The sequence below is a fragment of the Candidatus Krumholzibacteriia bacterium genome, from assembly GCA_035268685.1.
In the GTDB taxonomy this organism is placed as follows: Bacteria; Krumholzibacteriota; Krumholzibacteriia; order JAJRXK01; family JAJRXK01; genus JAJRXK01.
In genome coordinates, this window is the sequence record DATFKK010000158.1 from 20314 (window position 1) to 40405 (window position 20092).

Below are 20092 nucleotides of genomic sequence, written 5' to 3' on the forward strand. Positions count from 1 at the left end.
GCGATTTCACCGGCGCAGCGCGATGACCATGCCCGCGCAGATCAGCAGGGCACCGCCCCACTGCCACCCCTGCAGCACTTCGCCCAGGTACAGGAATCCGAAAGACGTCGCGAAGAGCGGCTCGGTCGCGTAGATCACGCCCGCACGGCTCGGATCGATCCGGAACTGGTATCCGTTCTGGATCCAGAAGGCGAGTGCCGTGGCGAAGAGGCCGGCGAGCAGGGCGTTCGTCCACACGAACGCGGCGTCGGGCAGCAGGCGGGCCTCGAGGAGCCACGCTCCGGCGGCCGAGAGCAGGGTGGCGATCGCCACCTGCAGGACGAGCAGCGGCGCGAAGGTCTCGGGGGTGGAGAAACGACCCACCAGCAGCACGTGCAGGGCGAAGAACAGGGCGCTGGCGAGCACCAGCAGGTCACCGGTGATCGCCCCGTCGAGGGACTCGTCGCGGGTGAGGAACAGCAACGCGACGCCCAGCAGTGACACGACCGCGGCCACCCGGACCGCTCCGGCCACGCGCAGCCCGAAGAGCCCCGCCGCCAGCAGCGGCACGAGGATCACCCGGAGCCCGATCACGAACCCCGCCCGGGGCGTGGTCGTGTGGACCAACCCCGCGTTCAGGAAGGCGTAGGCGAGGAACAGTGCAATGCCGGTCACCACCCCGTGCGACCACGTCGACCTCGTCGCGCGCGGCAGCGTGCCCCCGTACAACGCCGCGAGCGGGATCAGGGCGATCCCGAAGCGCAGCCAGAGGAAACCGAGCGGCCCGATGGCACCCATGCTCTCCCGGATCAGTGGATAGCCCCATCCCCAGAGTGCAGGGACGAGCAGCAGCACCAATCCGAGCGGAGGAGAGCGGTTCGCGAGCGGTGGGATGGCGGCACCTCTCCGGGGGTCGAGGGACGCGACGACCGTCGTGACTTCCGCGACGGAAGTGGAGTTCCGGCGCGGATGGCGGGTCACCGTCCCACGTCGGCTTCCGCGAAGAGAACCGGGGACCGCCCCAGGACCGTGTCCGTACCGCCCCGTCGATCGACCCTCAGGCCGCTCCGCGCACTCGCAGCCTGCGTTGCCGCGCGCGCCACGCGTCGGTGCTGTAGATCGCCAGCGCGATCCAGATCACGAGGAAGGCCGTGAGTCGGTCGACGTCGATGGCCTCGCCGAAGACCCAGATCCCGATCAGGAACTGGATCGACGGTGCCAGGTACTGCATGAACCCGATCGTCGACAGGTCGACCCGCCGCACCGCGTTGCCGAAGGCCACCATGGGCACGGCGATCATCACGCCCGCGCAGAGCAGCAGACCATCGGTCGCCCAGCCGTGGTGCAGGAACCAGAGCCGGTCGTCGGCGCCCAGCCACACCAGGTATCCGACCGCCACCGGCCACATCACGGCGGTCTCGATCGACAGCGCCGCGATCCCCCCCAGCGACAGCCGCTTCCGCAACAGACCGTAGAACGCGAAGGTCACGGCCACGCCCAGCGACACCAGTGGCAGTTGCCCCGTGCGCACGAGCAGGAACCCCACTGCCGCCGCGGCCAGGCCCACGCTCCACCACTGCGCGCGCCGCAAGCGCTCCTTCAGCACCAGGAAGCCCAGCAGTACGCTCACGAGTGGATTGATGAAGTAGCCCAGGCTGATCTCGAGCACGCGGTCGTGCGTGGCCGCCCAGATGAAGATGAACCAGTTGATGCTCAGCAGGACCGTGGTGAGCAGGAGGGTGCGGCGCTTCTCACCGTGTCGCAGGAATTCGATCGTCGTGCGGCCCCCACCGCGGACCGCGAGGAGCGCGATCAGCAGCGGAACGAGCCAGGCGATCCGATGGGCGAGCAGTTCGGGCGCGGGCACCTCTCGCACGAGCCAGAAGTACAGCACGGCGAAGCCCCACCACAGGTACGCAGTGAGGCCGTAGACGACGCCGCGGCGGGTCTCGGTGGGATCGGCTTCGATGGTGGCCTGCCTCGGACGGAGCGGACGCGAGACCCGGAAGGGTAGGCGCGCGACGTCGTCCCCGCACGCCCCTCAGCCGGCGGGATCCAGCTGTGCTGCGGTGTCGCTGGCGTGCGCGAGGGCCGAAGGTGTGGTGCGACCCACGATCGCCGGTGCCTCGCGAATCAGTTCGTCGCGCTCGAGGGCGTCGACCATGAACAGCGCGAAGTCCACGCGGCGCGTCTTGTTGCTCTTCAACACGGGATCGCCCACGTGACGGCTCCACACCGGCAGACCCTGGCTCTCGCCCTCTTCGAGGTCACTACCCCGGACCACGGTCCATCGGGAGTCGCTGTCGAAGACCAGGCGCGTGGCCCGGACCTGATCGTCGATGTCGGCGATGCGCAGCAGTCGCAGGACCCGTCCGAAGCCACCGACCATGAACCGGAAGCCCCTCGGGTAGTGGTCCTGACCGTCGCGGGTGATGTGCCATCCGCACGAGAAGATCAGGCGCGCTCCGGGCGGAGCGTGATCGAGCACGGCCCGGGCGGTGCCGGTGGCGTAGCCGTGCACACCCCAGGGCACGAGCACGGTCAGCACGCCGTCGCAGCCGTCGACGGCACGGGCGACGACCCGCGGGTCGTTCGTGGGTCCCGGGATGATCGTGATCCGGTCGGCGACGTCGTCGAGCTTGTCCACACTCTGCGTGCGGCAGACCCCGATGACCTCGTGTCCGCGATCCAGCGAGTGGGCGATCATGTAGCGACCGAGCTTGCCGGACGCACCGACGATGCAGATCTTCACGGTTCTGGTTCCTGGATCGGGGGACCGGACTTGGTCGTTCGCACGGGATCCTAGCACGAGACGCGGGATCGCCACGCTTTGTTGCGGCCGGGGCCAGGATTCGCCTACGATCGGCTCGATGCTCTTCCCCGGTGCGCGCCATGGACGACGCCCAGGACGGATCCCGGTCGCGCCGCCACCTACGCGGCCGCGGTGCTTCGAGCAATCGCGCCAGTCGCTTCCTGCCGCGCGAGACGTCGATGATCGACGACGGGTGGGGAAGCGCCGAACGCGCGCGGTCCGAGGACGGCCGTCCCGCCACCTCCGTCACCCCCGAGCGCACGCGGTCGATCCTGACCCGCAACGACTCGCCCGACATCTTCTTCGATCGCTCGATCAATCCCTACAAGGGCTGCGAGCACGGCTGCGCGTACTGCTTTGCGCGCAGCACGCACGCCTATCTCGACCTGAGCCCGGGCCTGGACTTCGAGACGAAGCTGTTCAGCAAGCCCGAGGCGGCCGCCCGCCTTCGCGAGGAGTTGGCACGACCGTCGTACCGTCCGGCGGTGATCGCCATCGGCACGAACACCGATCCCTACCAGCCCGCCGAGCGAGATCTACGCATCACGCGTTCCGTGCTCGAGGTGCTCGACGAGTGCTCGCATCCCGTGGCGCTGGTGACCAAGTCCCGCGGGATCCTGCGCGACCTCGACCTGCTGACGTCGCTCGCCGAGCGTTCGCTCGTGCGAGTGATGTTCTCGATCACCACGCTCGATCCCGATCTCGCCCGGCGGCTGGAACCGCGCGCGTCGATGCCCGCGGCGCGGCTCGTGGCCATGCGCCGCCTGCACGACGCGGGCGTACCCGTCGGCGTGTTGGTGTCGCCGGTGATCCCGGCGCTCACCGACACCGAGGTCGAATCGATCCTCGAGCAGGCTGCGTCGGCCGGTGCGCGGTGGGCGTCGACCATCCTGCTGCGTCTGCCGCGCGAGGTGGCCGATCTGTTCGACGAATGGTTGGCCGAGCACGAACCCGATCGGCACGAGCACGTGCTGTCGCTACTCCGCCAGGCCCACGGCGGTGATCTGTACCGCAGCGAGTTCGGTCACCGCGGTCGCGGGGCAGGACCGTGGGCGGAGATGCTGCGGCGGCGGTTCGAGGTGGCCGCGCGGCGCTTCGGCCTCGGCACCGAGCGCGACGCGGAACTGCGGACGGATCTGTTCCGACGGCCGTTGGAGCGCGGCGGGCAGTTGGGGTTGTTCTGAGACGAAGCGCGTTCGGCGTCGGCGCGCAGTGGCTTCGACGAGGCCGTCCGATGGGTCCCGTCCGATGGCTTCCGTCCGATGGGCTCGGTCCGCCCGCGTCCGTCCGACGGCGTCGTTCAGCCTCCGCCCTCCATCGCCTCGAGGATCGTCCGCAGTGCCTCGGCATTGCCACGCGCGTCGTCGAGCGGGTCGTGGGTGTGTTCGGTGCGCCGCCATTTCTTCCAGCCATTGGTGGTCAGCGGCGCGCCGCGCCGCCCGGCGTCCAGGTCACCGATGCGTCGGGCCGAGAAGCCCGCGACGTTGCGGCCGGTGAAGTGGTGCGTGTAGGCGTTCCAGAACTGCCAGTCGTAGGCCGGATTGTCCGACCAGATCGTGATCCGCTCGCGCCGGGCGGTCTCCACGGCCCAGGCCTGGACTTCCTCCATCACTCGACGGGCGTCGCGTCCCTCGGTGCGTTGCCGCTCCCACGAGATCCCACTGACGTCGCGGGCCGCCTTCCACCCGCCGCCGTTCTGGTGGATCGGCTGGAGCAGGGCGGAGAATCCCTCCGTGGGGTCGGCCAGGGAGACCAACGCGAACGAGATCATGTTGAAGTCCAGCGGATGGGGACCGTCGGACTCGACGTCGAGGACGAAGTGGCTCTGGAATCGGCGCATGGTTCGTGGCGGTGCGGGAGGACGTGTGCCGGGAGGATTGTGCCCCGTGACCCGCGGTGGGTCCAGAGGTGCCGCGGGATTTCGCGGAACCCCGTGAGCGATGCCAACCGTAGGAACCATCATCCCCCGCCCCGGAGGTCGCCCATGAACGGCACACCGGCGCCGCATACGTCCCCTGCACGTCCGGAAGCCCGCATCGTCGTGGTCGTGGCGCTGCTCGTCGCGATCCTCGCCTTGGTCAACGCCCAGGACTACGTCGGGACAGGCCTGGCGCTCGTGGCCGCGGCATTGGCCTCCGGTGCACGGGCCGAGCGCGTGGGCTGAGTGCGCGAGCTCGACGCGTCGGCTTGACGGGCGGGCTTGACGGACGGGCCGAGTGCGCGGGCTGACGTCGGGTGCGACGACCGCTAGACTGACGGCTCCTCTCCAACCCCGAGGTCCGTCATGCGTCGCATCGTCCTGGCCCTGTTGCTGGTTCTCACCTCCGTCTCCCTGTTCGTCACGCCCGCCCGGGCTACCTATTCGATCGTCGCCCGCGATCCCGACACAGGACAACTGGGCGTCGCGGTCCAGTCGCACTGGTTCAGCGTCGGGGCGCTGGTTCCGTGGGCCCAGGCCGGGGTCGGTGCGGTTGCGACGCAGTCGCTGGTCGATCCCACCTATGGGCCGCTGGGCCTGGACCTCATGCGGGCCGGTCGATCGGCGTCGCAATCGCTGGAAGGTCTGCTCGTCGCCGACGCCCATCCCGAGATCCGCCAGGTCGCGATGATCGATGCGGACGGAAACGTGGCGGCACACACCGGCACGAACTGCATTCCCCACGCCGGACACGTGACCGGAGAGAACTTCAGTGTGCAGGCCAATCTGATGGATCGCGAGACGGTGCCGCAGGCCATGGCCTCGGCGTTCCGCTCGACCGACGGAGACCTCGCCGCCCGCATGTTGGCCGCGCTGCAAGCCGCCCAGGACGAGGGTGGCGACATCCGCGGCGAGCAGTCGGCGGCGCTGCTCGTGGTGAGCGGAACCCCGACCGGCCGCCCGTGGGCCGACGTCGTCGTCGACCTGCGCGTCGAGGACCACGACGATCCCGTCGGCGAACTCACCCGACTGCTCGAGGTCCACCGCGGCTACGAGAAGATGAACGAGGGCGACCTGGCCCTCGAGCGCGGCGACGTCGATGCCGCCCAGCAGGCCTACGGCGAGGCCCAGACCGTGCTCGGCGACAACCTGGAGGCGAGTTTCTGGTTCGCCGTGGCGCTGGCCAACGCCGGCGAAGACGATCGTGCCATCGCGATGTTCCACCGCATCTTCGAGCAGGGCGAGAACTGGCGACGTCTGACCCCGCGGTTGGTCGAGGGCGGCTTCCTGCAGGTCGACGAAGAAATGCTGGAACGGATCGTCGGGGAGTGAGGCCGGGCGTGGGTTTCGAGGCGTCGTGGCGCGTGCTCGCTTCCGCGGCGGAAGTGGGCGTGATGGCCGGGGCGGGATCTGCTTGCGTGGCGGAGGTGGGGGCGGCTTCCGCGGTGGAAGTGGGCTCGTGGACGAGTTGGTCGCCGAGCCCGTCGCCGACGGGCGGACTCGGCTTCGTGGGTCGACTCGCTCCTGTGAGGTCTCGGAAAGCGTTGTACGGTTCTTCGTGAATCATCCCCAGGTTCGTTCGTGAGGGGCTTGACAGGGTCTTTCGTGGGCGGATTCCGGAGTCGGGTCGCCAAGGGTTGGCTCTCCGTCTGACGTGGCTCGCTTTGCGTGTGTCGGCCGTTCGCGGCCGTCGGGACTTTCGCGTCTCGATGGTCGTCGTTCGTCGCTCTGGTGCTCTCTCAGAGCTTCGCGAAACCGGGTGTATACTGCCGATGAACCCGCCTCCCAAAGGGTTCGTCGAATCGTGCGGATCATCGAGAAGTTGGAGTCGCTGCGTCGGCGGGAGCACTCGGCGACCGTCGAGCTGATTGCTGCACTCGTGGAGTGCTATCGAACGAAGGCCTATCTCGACGCCGGGTACGAGTCGATCTGGGATCTGCTCGTGCGACGGTTGGACTACTCCTTCGCAGCGGCGTCGCGTCGCAATGCCGCGACGAAGATCGTGGCGCGGTATCCGTTCGTGCTGGAGATGCTGCGGTCGCATCGCACCTCGTTGACGGTGTTGGCGAAGGTGATCGGGCCGTTGAACTCGGCCGACGATCCGGTCGCGCTGTTGGAGTCGATCGACGGGAAGTCGCAGCGGGAGGTCGAGCGGATCCTCGCCTGCGGCCGGCCGGTGGCGAAGCCGGTGGAGCGGGTGCGTCGGCAGGTGGTGCGGAAGCCGACTTCGCAGCCGGCTCCGTTGTTGGCCGGCGGGGCGGGAGCTTCGTCGGGTGGTGCTTCCGGTGCGGAAGTGGCGATCGCCAGCGGCGCTGGAGTCGCGGCTTCTGGAGCGGAAGCGACGTCGAACGCCGGGCACAACGGGACTTCCTCGGCGGAAGCGGATTCGTCATCGCCCGCCGGTCCGACGCCCGCTCGCACTTCCGCGGCGGAAGCAACCACCGCCACCGAAGCAACCACCGCCACCGAAGCGGCCGCTGAACCGGAGACCGAAGAACGCGTCTCCCTCTCCTTCAGCCTGACCGCCGAGGACTACGAGTCCTTCGAACAGGCCAGGGCCATCCTCGCTCACAAGCTCCCGGCGAACATGTCGCTCGAGGACGCGTTCAACGAGCTGGTGGCGTTCTACCTCGCGAAGAAGAAGCCGGCCCGGAAGCAGTCCGCCGGCAGGGCCGAGCCCGGGCGATCCGCGAAGAACCCGACTCGCGGCCGGGCGAGCGCGCCGTCGACCGGGCCCTCGGTCGAGACCAATACCCAGGCCTCCAGGGATGAAGAGACCAGAACCGCGGCCAGCGACGACACGCGAAACCACGTTTCGACCGAAGTCGAGGGTGCGAACCGACCAGCACCCGCACCACGCTCCCGCCACGTCCCCGCCGACACCCGCGCCGCCGTCCTCGATCGCGACGGCCACCGTTGTACCTTCGTCGCTCCCGACGGCACGTGCTGCAACGCCACACGCAACCTGGAGATCGACCACGTCCAGCCGTTCGCACTGGGTGGATCGCACGAAGCCGAGAACCTCCGCGTCCTCTGCGCCGCGCACAACCGGCGCGCCGCCGAGCGCGTCTTCGGGCCGCTTCCGCGGCGGAAGTCGGGCGCGACCCGCTGCGGAGCCGATCGAAGAACGACGTCCTGAGATCCCGACGAAACACACCGGCACCCTGCCCGTGGCCGGCCGCCGGGGACCGGCCGTCGCATCGCCCGCCGCGGCCCGCCCGGGTCCGGCCATCGCGGGCCCTCCCTGCGCAGACTGGAACGACCGCCGCGCGCGGACGACCGACCGCTCCGGCTCCGGAGCGGTACCAAGTGATCATGATCACTTGGCATCAGCGGGCGTCCGGGCGGGCGGGGAACGTCGTAGACTTCGTTGCCGCGACACGTGGCCGGCCCGTACCTGGCGTGCCGCCGTTCCTCGCGCGGTCGTCGCATGCCGCGGTGCCGCACGGCACGGCGTCGTCCTCGAAGAGGAGGTGGTCATGCTCCGCGCCCCCCACCACGCGCTCCCGTCGCCGGCCGCGACGCTCGCGCGGCGGCTGGGCGTCCTCGTCACCGCCATCGCGTCGACGTGTCTGCTGCTCGTCGTCGGCTGTGGTGACGACGACGACTCCAACCCGACCGGTCCGGGCCGCGACTCCACCGTACCTCGCATCGCATCGGTCATGCCGATCGCCGATGACACGGCGGTCGACGACGGAACCGACTCGAAGGCCCCGGCCGCCTCCGCCTACCGGCGCGGCTCGGGCACGAGCGTCGTCATGGAGTTCGAGCCGGACCTGCCACCATCGTCGACGATCACGATCGTCATCACCACCGATGCGACGTCGATCACCGGCGAGCCCCTCGAGCAGGAAACGGTGTTCGGCTTCACCACCGGCGATGCCGCCGACGTCACGCCTCCCGAGCTCGTCTCGGTCGAGCCGGCCAATGGCACCAGCGTCGATCCGGCCACGTCGACGATCGTCTTCACCTTCAGCGAACCGATCGACACCGCGCGCTTCGAGCCGAGTACGATCGGGGGTCAGCTCCTGCTGCTGCTCGACGCGATCGACGACCGCATCGACGTCCGTGGCACCGCCGACCCGTGGCCGGTGGTCGACGGCCGGACACAGACATGGCGAGGCTTCGAGACGGTGACCGAGGGCGACGGATCCCCGCGGTTCGAAGGGTACGGCTTCACGCGCTCCTTCGAGGAACGGGCGGACGGAAGCGTGTACGTCCGCGACTTCCACGACGATCCGCCGGCGGAGGCCGACGAGTGGGATGTCTTCGAGCGCGACGGCAACGCCGTGTGGTACCTGGGCTACGGTGAACTCGACGAAGGCACGCCGGTCGAGGCGCGCTTCGCCGACCGTGTGACGTGGCTTCCGCTGCCACCGATCCCCGCCGCGGGCTGGAGCGGAGACACGACGACGCCCTTCGGCGACGTCACCGCGTCCCTGCACTACTCCGGCGCGGTGGTGTCGCGCGAGGACCTCTCCCTCGAACCGATCACCACCGTCGACGGCGGCCCCATCGGCCCCGTCGTGGTGTGGTCGGACTGCTGGAAGGTGTCACTGCAGTACGTGATCCGTGACGGCCCGACGTCCCTGCTCGAAGGTGACGCCACGCTCTGGCACGCCCCGGGCGTCGGACTGGTCCGCGAAGACACCGACGAGTGGGACCACGTCGAGGACCGCGTGGCCACCTACGACGAATGGCTCTTCACCTTCGCCGACGACGGAGGGAGCGGAGCGAAGGCACGACGGTGACCACGTCCTCCGATCGTGCACCCACCCCCGGAAGACCGCGCATCTCCGGGGGTGGGCATCGCTCCCACCGGCCTCAGAGCTTCGAGTGTGCTCCGTTGCAGAAGGCCTCGCCGGTTCCGTTGTGCTTGCAACCGCACAGGGCGACCTTCTTCGGCTCGGCGAGCTCGAAGACGATCGGCGCGAGGCCGGTTCCCTTGTGCGAGCCATCGCAGAACGGCTGACCCTCGGAGAGGCCGCACGCGCACCACGCGTACTTACCGGGCTCGAGCTCCATGACGTAGGGCGACTTCTGGGCGATCTGCGGATCCTGGCTCAAGGCGGCCTCCTCGTTCGGGTGCGGATTCCGGGCAGGGAGTACGGAACCCAGTCTAGGAAATCACGGTCCGAGGCACACCCCTCGATCGGAGTCGCCCATCACGCTGCCGAGGTCGGAGTCGCCTACCGCGCCAGGTGCTCGCTCACGAGGATCTTGCTGATCTCCTCGCGCTGGATCTGGTTCGTGCCCTCGTAGATCTGGGTGATCTTGGCGTCGCGCATGTACTTCTCGATGGGGTAGTCGCGCATGTAGCCGTAGCCGCCGAAGACCTGCACGGCGTCGGTGGTGACCTCCATGGCGACGTCGCCGGCATAGCACTTGGCCATGGCCGAATACATGGTCGGCCGTTCCTTCGGCAGCATGTCGACGTAGCGGGCGACGGCGTAGACCAGTGACCGCGCGGCTTCGACCTTCATGGCCATGTCGGCCATGATGAAGCGCAGACCCTGGAACGACGACACGGGTGTGCCGAACTGCTTGCGCTCGGTGGCGTAGTCCACGGCCAGGTCGAGCGCTCCCTGCGCGATACCGACGGCCTGCGCGCCCACGCCGGGGCGGGAGGCATCGAAGGTGCGCATGGCGGTGATGAAGCCGGTCCCCTCGCGACCGAGGCAGTTCTCGACGGGCACACGGCAGTCGCTCATGACGACCTCGCGGGTGGCCGACCCGCGGATTCCCATCTTGTCCTCTTTCTTGCCGAAGGACAGACCCTCGCTCCCCTTCTCCACGACGATCGCGCTGGTGCCGCGCGGACCCTTGGCGGGATTCGTGAGAGCGATCACCGAGTAGATGTCGGCCTCACCGCCGTTGGTGATCCACTGCTTGGTGCCGTTCATCACGTAGTGATCGCCGTCCTTGATCGCCGTGGTCCGGATCGCGGCGGCGTCACTGCCGGCCTGGTGTTCGGTCAGGGCGAAGGCACAGATCTTCTTGCCGGCGGCGATGTCGGGCAGCCACTTCTTCTTCTGTTCCTCGCTGCCGCCCAACACGATGGGCAGGGCGCCGAGCGCGCTGCCGGCGAAGGCCAGGGCAATGCCGCCGCAGGCCTTGCTCAGCTCCTCGGTGACCACCGCCATGTTCATGATCGGCGTGCCGTTGGCCAGACCGCCGTACTCCTCGTCGACGAACACGCTGAACAGATCCGCCTGGGCCATCTTCTCGACGATCGGCCAGGGGAACTCGCCGGACAGGTCGTACTCGGCGGCGACGGGACGGATCTCGTTCTCGGCGATCTTGTGGGCCAGATCGCGGATCATCTTCTGGTGTTCGGTCAGACCGTGGTCGAGCACGGGTTTCCTCCGCAGGCGTGGGTTCGGTTCGGCAGGAACGGCACGCGCGCCGGCGAGCGCGCGTACCGCGTCGGCGGGATCAGGTGGACGAGCCCTCGGGCCACAGCACGGGATGCTGGACGAAGACCTCGCCGCTCTCGAACACGACCCGCAGGCTCTCTTCGGGCATGATCTCGCGGCCGAAGGCGGTCACGCGGAAGCGCCCGTTCAACGAGCCGGACCGGGCCAGGTGTCCGAGGGTGTCGATCAGCTGCGCGGCATCCAGGTTCAATGCCTCCATGGTGACTTCGACCCGTCCGCTCGAGTCGTCGGCGATGGTGCGGCACTCGCCCTGCGGGTACAGACCCTCGAACTCGTCGGCCAATGCCTGGAGCTTCGCCGCGGCACCGGACGGGTCGCTCGTCTCGAGCACCACGCGGCCGTCGAGCCGTTGCACGGGAGGGTCGATGCTGATCTCGTCGCCGCCACCGTAGGCCTTCTTCGTCGACCGCGCGAAGTCGGGCTGCGCCCACTGGAGGCTCATCACCCCACCCGTCTCCACGTGCAGCCGCACGAACTGTCCGGTGTCGTAGGTGTGGACGAAGAAGTCGCCGCCGGTGACGTTCCGGTGGAGCTCGGCGGGGATCTCGGCGAGCATCTGCACCAACTCACCCACGATCACCGGCAGGTCCGGCCCACTCGAGGGCTGGGCGTGGCGCACGACGATCCGCCGCGTCTCGATCTCGAACTCCAGCCACTCGCCGGGCAGCGAGGCCAGACGCTCCTCGACCTCTGTGGGCAGGGAACCGAGCGCGACTTCACCATGGCAACCGTGGTCGGGAAACACGGGCGCACCTCTCTTGTGCGAGCCGATTCGTCTCGTGGGCGACGCGCACGAGCGGGGGACTGGCCGAACGGTAGGCCGTCGACCGGGGGACCACGAAGGGTCATTCGTGATGATCACAAGATCGAAGACCCGCCGCCGTCCTCGTCGACGAACAGATCGATCTGCAGGTCCTCGCTCGGATCCACGGCGTAGTGCTCGAAGTCCGTGACACCGGTCTCGCCCAGCAGCTCCTCGTCGATGCAGAAGTTACCGGTGAAGGACTTCGGATCGCGGAGCAGGACCGCGTGCGCGGCGTCGGCCATGATCTGCGGCGTTCGGCTCCGCCGCGCCAGCGGCTCGCCTCCGAGCAGATTGCGCACGGCCGCGGTGTCGATGGTCGTGCGCGGCCACAGGGCGTTGAAGGCCACCTTCCCGGCGAATTCCTGGCTCATCCCCAGCACCCACAGGCTCATCGCCATCTTGGCCAGCGTGTAGGCACTGTGCCGCGCGAACCACTTCGGGTCGAGATCCACCGGCGGGGCCAGGTTCAGGACGTGCGCGTGGTCGGACTCGAGCAGGTGCGGCAGACACAGCCGGGTCATGCCCCAGCTGCCGCGGGCGTTCACGTCGAACATGCGATCGTAGATCTTGAAGGGCGTGTCGAGCGTGCCCGTGAGCGAGATCGCGCTGGCATTGTTCACGAGCACGTCGATCGTCGCGAAGCGCTCGAGCACCGAGCTGACGACCTCGGCCATCTGTGTCTCGTCGCGCAGATCGCACTTCACGGCCAGGGCCTCACCGCCGGCCTCCTCGCACTCGGCGGCCACTTGGTGGATGGTTCCGGGGAGCTTGGCGTGCTCGCGGGTGGTCTTGGCGGCCAGGACCACGCGCGCGCCGTCGGCGGCGGCCCGCAGGGCGATGGCGCGGCCGATCCCCCGGCTGGCACCGGTGACCACGACCACTCGACCTCGAAGACTGGACAGCATGATGCGAAGACCTCCGCGCGACCGGGACCGTCGCGCGGAGGATGCGTCGGCTCGCCCTGTGGGGCAAGCCCGGGATCAGACGCGGAAGCTGTCGAGTTCCTTCTCGATCTCGGCCATCAGATCGTTGAGCTGCGAACTGGTGGTGTTGATCGCGTGGGCACTCTGCAGCGTGCGCGAGGCCACCTCCGACACCACGTCGATGCTCTGCTTGATGTCGCCCGTGCCACGCGCCGCCTCGCTCGTGTTCTGGGCGATCTCGGCGGTGGCGGCGTTCTGCTGGGTCATCGCGCTGCTGATCATGTCGGCGATCTCGTTGATCCGGCCCACGATGTCGCGGATCGACTGCATGGCCGCCACGCCGGCCTGGCCGTCGTTCTGGATCCCCTCGACCCGGCGCGCGATGTCCTCGGTGGCCTTGGTGGTCTGGCTGGCCAGCTCCTTGACCTCGGTCGCGACCACCGCGAAGCCCTTGCCGGCCTCGCCGGCCCGCGCGGCCTCGATCGTGGCATTCAGCGCCAGCAGGTTGGTCTGCTCGGCGATGTCGTCGATCATCTTGATCACGTTGCCGATCGCCGTGCTGCTCTCGGCCAGCTGCGAGGTCGTGGCCGAGCTCGTGTCGCTGACCTGCAGTGCCTCCTTGGCCACCTCGTAGGCCTGGGTGGCGTTCTGGGCCACCTCGCCGATGGTCGCGTTCATCTCCTCGGACGCCGCGGCGACCATCTGCACCGAGTCGTCGATCTGCGACGACGCCGTCTTCACGACGTCGACCTTGACCGTGGTCTCCTCGGCGTTCTGCGAGACCTCCTGGCCGACGCGCATGAGCTCGTTGGCGGCCTCGGTCATACGGCGCGAGCGATCGGTCACGCCGACGATCGCCACCCGGATCTTCTCGATGAAGGCATTGAAGGCATCGGCCAGTTCGTGGAACTCGTCGCCGCTGTTCCACTCGATGCGCGCGGTCAGGTCGGCGTTGCCAGTGGCCATCGCGTGCGCCCGGTCGATCAACTGGCGGAGCGGCCGGCACATGACCCGGCGCACGAGCACGACGGTCCCGCCGAGCGTGATCAGCAGGGCCACGACGCCCAGGACGGCGTTCTGGACCATTCCGCGTTGCTGGGCCTGCTGGACGAATTGTTCGGACTCGGCCCGGAGGTCGTTCAGCGCCGACGTGTCGTAGGTGAGGTAGAGCACACCCGAGAGGTCACCCGGGCTGCCGTCGTGGCACTGCAGGCAGTCGTCGTCGAGCAGGTAGGCCCGCGACAGGACCATCGCGCGGTCCTCGGCCTGATGGTCGATCTCACCCTGCTGCGCCACCGTGTGGCGGAACTCCTCGGCGGTCAGTCCGACGGCTTCGCCGTCGCTGCGGCCCTGGTAGAGCAGTGCGCCCTCGGGACCGGTCAGACCGATCTCGTGGACCCCCGGCACCTCGGCCAGGTCCTCGAGCAGGTACTGGAACTCGTCCATGTCGCCCACCATGAGCGAACGCCGCGCGCCCTTCTCGAACGACGCGAACAGCGTGGTCGCCTGCAGATCGGTGGCCTTCTCCAGGGCCTCGACCCCGCGATCGCCCGCCTCGGTGAGCAGGTCTCCCGTCTGCCAGACCGTGATTCCCGTCGATGTCCCGAGGATCACGACCAGGATGAGCGCGAGGAAGGACAGGAGTTTGATCTGAATACTCGTCTTGCGCATGACCTCGTTCCCGGGGCGCCGGGTCGATGAGAGGAACTCCAGGATCCCGTGCAGATGATCGACGCTTCCCGGGAAGGACTTGAGTTGCGTGTTCGGACCTTCACACGGAATCTCGTTCCAGCCCTCGACACCAAACATTTGTTTGTATATGATGGGTCCGTCTCGGCCGACTCCGCCGTCGCCCTCACCTCCCCCGCGACGGGGGCCGGGAACCGAAATCCAGCTCCGCAATGCGCATCGTCCCCACCGGAGGCATCGCCGATGGCGAGTCCTGCTCCGTTGCCGGGTGGGGGGCCGGACACGAGCCCGCTCGTGGCCCCCGTCCCCGCAGCCGCCCCACCGCCGCCGTCCGAACCCGTCGCTCCCGCGCCCGAGGCGCGGCCCCACTGGAGCCTGTCGCAACTGAGCGGCCGGCTCGTCGAGCTCACGGGAAGCCACACTCCGCGCCTGAGTCTGGCCACGCGCCTGGCCGTCGAGGCGCAGCAGGAGGGCCAGCCCGTGGCCTGGGTCGCCGTGGGCGGATCGTGCTTCCACCCGCCCGACGCCGCGGCGTCGGGACTGGACCTCGACGCCCTGCCCGTGATCGCCGCTCCCGACCCCCGGGCGGGCGCCCGTGCGGCCGATCACCTGCTGCGCTCGGGGGCCTTCGGCCTGGTGGTGCTCGACCTGCCCCCCGGCCCCGGCCTGCCGCTGCCGGCGCAGGCCCGGCTGGCGGGGTTGGCGCGTCACCACCGGGCCGCGCTGCTCAGCCTCACGCGCGACGCGCGCGGTCCCCGCCAGGGTCCCCTGGTGTCGCTGCGCGCCGAGGGCGCCACGCTGCGCCTGGGCGAGGGCCGCTTCCGTTGCCGGCTGACCGCGAGCAAGGACAAGCGCCGCGGGCCGGGCTGGGCGCACGAGGAGGTCCGCCGTGGACCGGATGGCCTGTGTTGACGTCCTGGCCCTGCCGCTGCAGCTGCTGCTGCGCGACCACCCCGAATGGCGGGAACACCCGGCGGCGGTGATCGATCGCGACACCTCGCAGGGCGTGTTGTCGCAGGTGAACGAGGCGGCACGGCAGCGGCGGATCCTGCCGGGCATGCGCGCGACCACCGCGCGCGCGCTCGACCACGAACTGCGTGCGGGGACGGTCCCCGACGCGCGCGTCGCCGCCGTGCGCGAGGAGATCGTCGCCGCCCTGCGGGTGTTCGCCCCCGGCGTCGAACCGAGCACCGACGAGCCCGGCGTGTTCTGGCTCGACGCCTCGGGGCTCGGCCTGCTGCATCCCTCGCTCGAACGCTGGGCGCGGCTGGTGGTCGACGACCTCGCCGGCCGCCGCCTGCGCGCGCGCATCGCCGTGGGCTTCACCCGCTTCGGCACCTACGCCCTGGCCCGGCATGGACGCGTCGCCGTACAGGTCCTGCGCGATCCCGACGAGGAGATGGCCCGTGCCCGCGCGGTGCCCCTGGCGCGGCTCGACCTGCCACCCGACGCGCGCGACGCCCTGCACAAGCTGGGCATCGAACGCGTCGACGACCTGGTCCGTCTGCCGCGCACCGGCGTGCGCCGCCGTTTCGGCGACGAGGTCGTGCGCCTGGTGCGCCTGGCCACCGGCGACCTGTGGACTCCCCTGCAGCCGGTGCCCGCGCGCGAGCCCGTGCACGCGCAGCAACGCCTCGACCACGGTGAGCGCGACCTCGATCGCTTCCTGGCCGTCGTCGGCCAGCAGTTGCCGCCCCTGCTGCGCACGCTGGCCGCCCGGCAGCACCTGCTGCAGACGATCGAACTCCGCCTGCGCTTCGAGAAGGCCGCCCCCCGCACCGAACGTCTGCAACCGGCCGCGCCCACCCTGCAGAGCGCGCGCGTGCTCGAACTGGTGCGGCTGCGCTTCGAGGGCACTCCGCTCGAGGACGAGGTCGTCGAGCTCGAACTGGAACTGCACGGGGTCGCCGGGAATCCCGCCCAGGCCGAACTCTTCGACACCCACGTCGAACGCGATCCGGCGGCGGGGCTGCGGGCGCTGGCCCGGCTGCGCGCCGAACTCGGCGACGACGCCGTGCGCGTGGCCCGGCTGACCGAGGGCCACCTGCCCGAGGCGCGCTTCCGCTGGGACCGCTGCACCGATCTTCCCGTGGCGTCGCCGCGCGCGGTGCGCCACCCGCCGCTGGTGCGCCGGATCCTTCCGCGGCCGGTGCCGCTGTCGAGCCAGCGACGCCACGAACCCGACGGCTGGATGATCCTCGGCCTCGAGGGAGGTGCGGTGGAGGAGGTGATCGGCCCCTACGTGATCGAGGGCGCGTGGTGGCACCGCGAGGTCCACCGCGAACTGCACTACGTGCGCACCGCGCACCGCGGCTGGCTGTGGGTCTACTTCGACCGGCGGCGACGACGGTGGTTCCAGGTGGGGTCGGTGGAATGAACGCCGCCGGCTTCGTCTCGTACGCACCGCTGTGGTGCAAGTCGAACCACTCGTTCCTCGAGGGCGCGAGCCATCCGGCCGAGCTGGTCGACCGCGCCGTCGAACTCGGCCTGTCGACCCTGGCGCTCACCGATCGCGACGGCGTGTACGGCGCGGTGCGCGCGCACGTGGCCGCGCGCAACACCGACCTGAGGCTGATCCACGGCAGCCAGGTCACGCTCGACGACGGCAGCACCCTCGTGCTGCTCGTCCAGGACCGCGCCGGATGGCGGAACCTGTGCCGTCTGCTGACCCTCGGCCGCCGCCGCTGCCCCAAGGGCGAGAGCCGGGTCACCTGGCGCGAGGTCTGCGAGCACGCCGAAGGATTGATCGCCCTGTGGGGCGGCGACACCGCGCTGATCACCGCCGAACCCGATCCGGTGTTCGTGGCCCGCGACCTGCGCGCCGCCTTCGGCGATCGTCTGTACGCCCTGGCCACCCGCCACCGCCGCGCGAGCGAGGTCGACCGGGAGCGCCGTCTGCGCGCGCGGGCCGAGCGCTGGAACCTGCCCGTGGTCGCCGCCACCGAGGTGCTCTACCACGTGCGCGCCCGCCGCGACCTGCAGGACGTGCTCGCCTGCATCCGTCACGGCGTCACGCTGTCGACGGCGGGCCGGGTCACCCGCCCCAACGCCGGCCACGCCCTGCTGCCGCCGGTGCGCATGGGCATGCTCTTCGCCGACGACCCCGATGCCCTGCGCCGCACCGAGGAGGTCGCCGCGCGCTGCCGCTTCTCGCTCGACGAGATCCACTACCGCTATCCCGCCGAGGCACTGCCCGACGGCACCACCACCCACGAGCACCTGTGCACCCTGACCCTCGAGGGCGCCCGCGAACGCTACCCCGACGGCGTGCCCGCCGACGTGCGCGCCCAGCTCGACACCGAGCTGCGCCTGATCGGCGAGCTCGAGTACGACGGCTACTTCCTCACCATGCACGAACTCGTCCGCTTCTGTCGCGAGCACGGGATCGTGTGTCAGGGCCGCGGTTCGGCCGCCAACTCGGCCGTGTGCTACTGCCTGGGGATCACCGCCGTCGATCCGGTGCGCATGGGACTGCTCTTCGAGCGCTTCCTCTCGAAGGAGCGCGCCGAACCACCCGACATCGACCTCGACATCCAGAGCGACCGCCGCGAAGAGGTGATCCAGCACGTCTACGCGAAGTACGGGCGCACGCGGGCGGCCATGGTGGCCAACGTGATCCGCTACCGCTCGAAGTCGGCGGTGCGCGAGGTGGGCAAGGTGCTCGACCTGCCGTCGGTGGAGCTCGACCGTCTGGCCAACCTGCTGAGCTACGACAACCCCGTCACCCCCGATCTTCTGCGCGCGGCCGGACTCGACGCCCAGAGTCCGGTGCACCACCACCTGCTGCGGCTCACGCTCGAGATCCAGGACTTCCCGCGGCACCTGTCGATCCATCCCGGTGGATTCCTGCTGGGCCACGAACCCGTGCACGACCTCGTGCCGATCGAGAACGCCAGCATGGACGACCGCACCGTGATCCAGTGGGACAAGGACGACCTCGAGGACCTCGGCCTGTTCAAGGTCGACCTGCTGGGGCTGGGAATCCTCGCCGCCGTCGATCGTTCCATGCGTCTGCTGCAGGAGCACCAGGGTGTAGACCTGGACATGGCGCGCATCCCGATGCACGACGAACCGACCTTCGCCATGATCCGCGAGGCCGACACCGTCGGCGTGTTCCAGATCGAGAGCCGCGCGCAGATGGCCATGCTGCCGCGCCTGCGGCCCGAGGTGTGGTACGACCTGGTCATCCAGGTGAGCATCGTCCGGCCCGGTCCGATCACCGGCGGCATGGTCCACCCCTACCTGCGCCGCCGTAGGGGCGAGGAAGAGGTCGCCTACCCGCACGAGTCCCTGCGCCCGGTGCTCGAGAAGACCCTGGGCGTGCCGCTGTTCCAGGAGCAGGTGATGAAGCTGGCCGTGGTCGCCGCCGACTACACGCCCGGCGAGGCCGACCAACTGCGCCGCGACATGGCCGCCTGGCGGCAGACGGGCAAGCTGGAACGCCACCGCGATCGTCTGATCGCCCGCATGGTCGACAAGGGCATCGAGCGCGAGTTCGCCGAGCGCGTGTTCGAACAGATCCGCGGCTTCGGCGAGTACGGCTTCCCCGAGAGCCACGCCGCGAGTTTCGCGTTGATCGGCTGGGCCACCGCGTGGCTCAAACGCCATCACCCGGCCACCTTCCTGTGCTCGCTGTTGAACGCCCAGCCCATGGGGTTCTACGCGCCGGCCACGTTGATCGAGGACGCCCAGCGCCACGGCGTGGCCGTCTTCCCCGTCGACGTCGGGCACAGCGACCTCGAGTGCACGCTCGAACGCTGCGCCGACAGCACCGAGGGCTTCGCCGTGCGCATGGGCCTGGAATGGGTCAAGGGACTGCGCACCGACCAGGCCGAGCGCGTGCTCGCCGCGCGACGCCGTGAGACCTTCCGCTCGATCGAGGACGTCGCCCGGCGCACGGGACTCGAGCGCGCCGTGCTCGCGCGCCTGGCCGAGGCCGGCGCCTTCGGATCGCTCGACGGCCGGCGGAGACAGGCCCTGTGGCAGGCCCGTGGCTTCGACCGCGAGAACGCCGATCGCTTCGCCCTGCAGGAACGCGAGGACCGCGCCCGCCTGCGCGACCTGGGCTGGTTCGACGCGATCGAATGGGACTACCGCACCTCGCGCCACAGCACCCGCGGTCACCCCCTGGCCCCCTTGCGCCCACGACTGCAGCGCCGCGGACTGCCCGACGCCCACACCGTGCGCGCGACGGCCGACGGCCACCGTGTGCGCTACGTGGGCCTGGTGATCGCGCGCCAGCGCCCGCACACCGCCGGCGGCACCGCCTTCATGACACTCGAGGACGAAACGGGCTTCGTGAACCTGGTCCTGTGGCCCGATGTCTTCACCCGCCACGCGGTGCTGGTGCGCACGTCGAGTTTGATCGGCGTGACGGGCCGCGTGCAGAACCAGGACGGAGTGGTGCACGTGATCGTCGAGAACCTGTGGCCGCCGCGACTGGAGACCGAGATGCAGTCCCGGCCGTCCCGTGATTTCTACTGATCGCCCGCCGATCGTCTCCGTCTCGGAGGTCGTGGACCCAAGGGG

At 69.7% G+C, this 20092-nt stretch carries 17 protein-coding genes; 8 read left to right on the forward strand and 9 right to left on the reverse strand.

What is annotated here, in order from left to right; all coding sequences use genetic code 11:
- Nucleotides 1-6: 6 nt before the first annotated feature.
- The 3 genes from VKA86_14890 to VKA86_14900 all read right to left on the reverse strand — a co-directional run bounded on the left by VKA86_14890 (nt 7) and on the right by VKA86_14900 (nt 2731).
- Complete coding sequence (locus VKA86_14890) at nt 7-834, reverse strand: DMT family transporter (GenBank protein ID HKK72494.1); 828 nt, start codon at nt 832-834, stop codon at nt 7-9.
- A gap of 202 nt (nt 835-1036) precedes the next feature.
- The gene (rarD, locus tag VKA86_14895; protein ID HKK72495.1) at nt 1037-1948 is read right to left on the reverse strand and encodes an EamA family transporter RarD; all 912 of its coding nucleotides are present in this window, start codon (nt 1946-1948) and stop codon (nt 1037-1039) included.
- Between the two features lie 72 nt (nt 1949-2020).
- The gene (locus VKA86_14900) at nt 2021-2731 is read right to left on the reverse strand and encodes an NAD(P)H-binding protein (protein HKK72496.1); all 711 of its coding nucleotides are present in this window, start codon (nt 2729-2731) and stop codon (nt 2021-2023) included.
- A gap of 140 nt (nt 2732-2871) precedes the next feature.
- Here VKA86_14900 and VKA86_14905 point away from each other — a divergent pair, with 140 nt between their 5' ends.
- Nucleotides 2872-3975, forward strand: coding sequence for a PA0069 family radical SAM protein (locus VKA86_14905; GenBank protein ID HKK72497.1), 1104 nt, complete (start codon nt 2872-2874; stop codon nt 3973-3975).
- A gap of 116 nt (nt 3976-4091) precedes the next feature.
- Here the strand turns inward: VKA86_14905 and VKA86_14910 are convergent, their stop codons facing one another.
- Complete coding sequence (locus VKA86_14910; protein ID HKK72498.1) at nt 4092-4631, reverse strand: exonuclease; 540 nt, start codon at nt 4629-4631, stop codon at nt 4092-4094.
- A gap of 144 nt (nt 4632-4775) precedes the next feature.
- Here VKA86_14910 and VKA86_14915 point away from each other — a divergent pair, with 144 nt between their 5' ends.
- The 4 genes from VKA86_14915 (at nt 4776) to VKA86_14930 (ending at nt 9460) form a co-directional block, all read left to right on the forward strand.
- Nucleotides 4776-4955 (forward strand): hypothetical protein, encoded by a 180-nt coding sequence (locus tag VKA86_14915; protein HKK72499.1) that lies wholly within the window; start codon nt 4776-4778, stop codon nt 4953-4955.
- A 120-nt stretch (nt 4956-5075) separates the two neighbouring features.
- Entirely contained in the window at nt 5076-6041 is a 966-nt protein-coding gene (locus tag VKA86_14920) for a DUF1028 domain-containing protein (GenBank protein HKK72500.1), read from the forward strand.
- 472 nt (nt 6042-6513) lie between these two features.
- A complete protein-coding gene (locus tag VKA86_14925; protein HKK72501.1) occupies nt 6514-7848 on the forward strand; it encodes an HNH endonuclease signature motif containing protein in 1335 nt (444 codons plus the stop codon).
- A gap of 340 nt (nt 7849-8188) precedes the next feature.
- The gene (locus VKA86_14930) at nt 8189-9460 is read left to right on the forward strand and encodes an Ig-like domain-containing protein (protein HKK72502.1); all 1272 of its coding nucleotides are present in this window, start codon (nt 8189-8191) and stop codon (nt 9458-9460) included.
- Between the two features lie 73 nt (nt 9461-9533).
- Here the strand turns inward: VKA86_14930 and VKA86_14935 are convergent, their stop codons facing one another.
- The 5 genes from VKA86_14935 to VKA86_14955 form a co-directional block, all read right to left on the reverse strand.
- A complete protein-coding gene (locus tag VKA86_14935; GenBank protein ID HKK72503.1) occupies nt 9534-9734 on the reverse strand; it encodes a CDGSH iron-sulfur domain-containing protein in 201 nt (66 codons plus the stop codon).
- Between the two features lie 164 nt (nt 9735-9898).
- A complete protein-coding gene (locus VKA86_14940) occupies nt 9899-11065 on the reverse strand; it encodes an acyl-CoA dehydrogenase family protein (GenBank protein HKK72504.1) in 1167 nt (388 codons plus the stop codon).
- A 79-nt stretch (nt 11066-11144) separates the two neighbouring features.
- Nucleotides 11145-11891: a hypothetical protein gene (locus VKA86_14945; protein ID HKK72505.1), complete on the reverse strand. Its 747-nt coding sequence runs from the start codon at nt 11889-11891 to the stop codon at nt 11145-11147.
- Between the two features lie 113 nt (nt 11892-12004).
- The gene (locus tag VKA86_14950) at nt 12005-12853 is read right to left on the reverse strand and encodes an NAD(P)-dependent oxidoreductase (GenBank protein HKK72506.1); all 849 of its coding nucleotides are present in this window, start codon (nt 12851-12853) and stop codon (nt 12005-12007) included.
- A 78-nt stretch (nt 12854-12931) separates the two neighbouring features.
- Nucleotides 12932-14545 carry a methyl-accepting chemotaxis protein gene (locus VKA86_14955; GenBank protein ID HKK72507.1) on the reverse strand — a complete coding sequence of 538 codons (1614 nt, stop codon included), beginning with the start codon at nt 14543-14545 and terminating at the stop codon, nt 12932-12934.
- Between the two features lie 261 nt (nt 14546-14806).
- On the opposite strand from VKA86_14955, the gene VKA86_14960 reads away from it, so the two are divergent.
- The 3 genes from VKA86_14960 to VKA86_14970 are packed head-to-tail and all read left to right on the forward strand — an operon-like array spanning nt 14807 to nt 20047.
- A complete protein-coding gene (locus tag VKA86_14960; GenBank protein ID HKK72508.1) occupies nt 14807-15475 on the forward strand; it encodes a recombinase A in 669 nt (222 codons plus the stop codon).
- The gene (locus tag VKA86_14965; protein HKK72509.1) at nt 15462-16940 is read left to right on the forward strand and encodes a DNA polymerase Y family protein; all 1479 of its coding nucleotides are present in this window, start codon (nt 15462-15464) and stop codon (nt 16938-16940) included. Before VKA86_14960 ends, VKA86_14965 begins: the two co-directional genes overlap by 14 nt.
- Nucleotides 16937-20047 carry an error-prone DNA polymerase gene (locus tag VKA86_14970; GenBank protein ID HKK72510.1) on the forward strand — a complete coding sequence of 1037 codons (3111 nt, stop codon included), beginning with the start codon at nt 16937-16939 and terminating at the stop codon, nt 20045-20047. Before VKA86_14965 ends, VKA86_14970 begins: the two co-directional genes overlap by 4 nt.
- The last annotated feature ends 45 nt before the right edge of the window (nt 20048-20092 follow it).

Coding starts and splice junctions, on each gene's coding strand:
- VKA86_14905 (HKK72497.1), top strand. CDS start 2,872: ATGGACGACGCCCAGGACGGATCCCGGTCGCGCCGCCACCTACGCGGC.
- VKA86_14910 (HKK72498.1), bottom strand. CDS start 4,631: ATGCGCCGATTCCAGAGCCACTTCGTCCTCGACGTCGAGTCCGACGGT.
- VKA86_14915 (HKK72499.1), top strand. CDS start 4,776: ATGAACGGCACACCGGCGCCGCATACGTCCCCTGCACGTCCGGAAGCC.
- VKA86_14920 (HKK72500.1), top strand. CDS start 5,076: ATGCGTCGCATCGTCCTGGCCCTGTTGCTGGTTCTCACCTCCGTCTCC.
- VKA86_14930 (HKK72502.1), top strand. CDS start 8,189: ATGCTCCGCGCCCCCCACCACGCGCTCCCGTCGCCGGCCGCGACGCTC.
- VKA86_14935 (HKK72503.1), bottom strand. CDS start 9,734: ATGGAGCTCGAGCCCGGTAAGTACGCGTGGTGCGCGTGCGGCCTCTCC.
- VKA86_14955 (HKK72507.1), bottom strand. CDS start 14,545: ATGCGCAAGACGAGTATTCAGATCAAACTCCTGTCCTTCCTCGCGCTC.
- VKA86_14960 (HKK72508.1), top strand. CDS start 14,807: ATGGCGAGTCCTGCTCCGTTGCCGGGTGGGGGGCCGGACACGAGCCCG.
- VKA86_14965 (HKK72509.1), top strand. CDS start 15,462: ATGGCCTGTGTTGACGTCCTGGCCCTGCCGCTGCAGCTGCTGCTGCGC.
- VKA86_14970 (HKK72510.1), top strand. CDS start 16,937: ATGAACGCCGCCGGCTTCGTCTCGTACGCACCGCTGTGGTGCAAGTCG.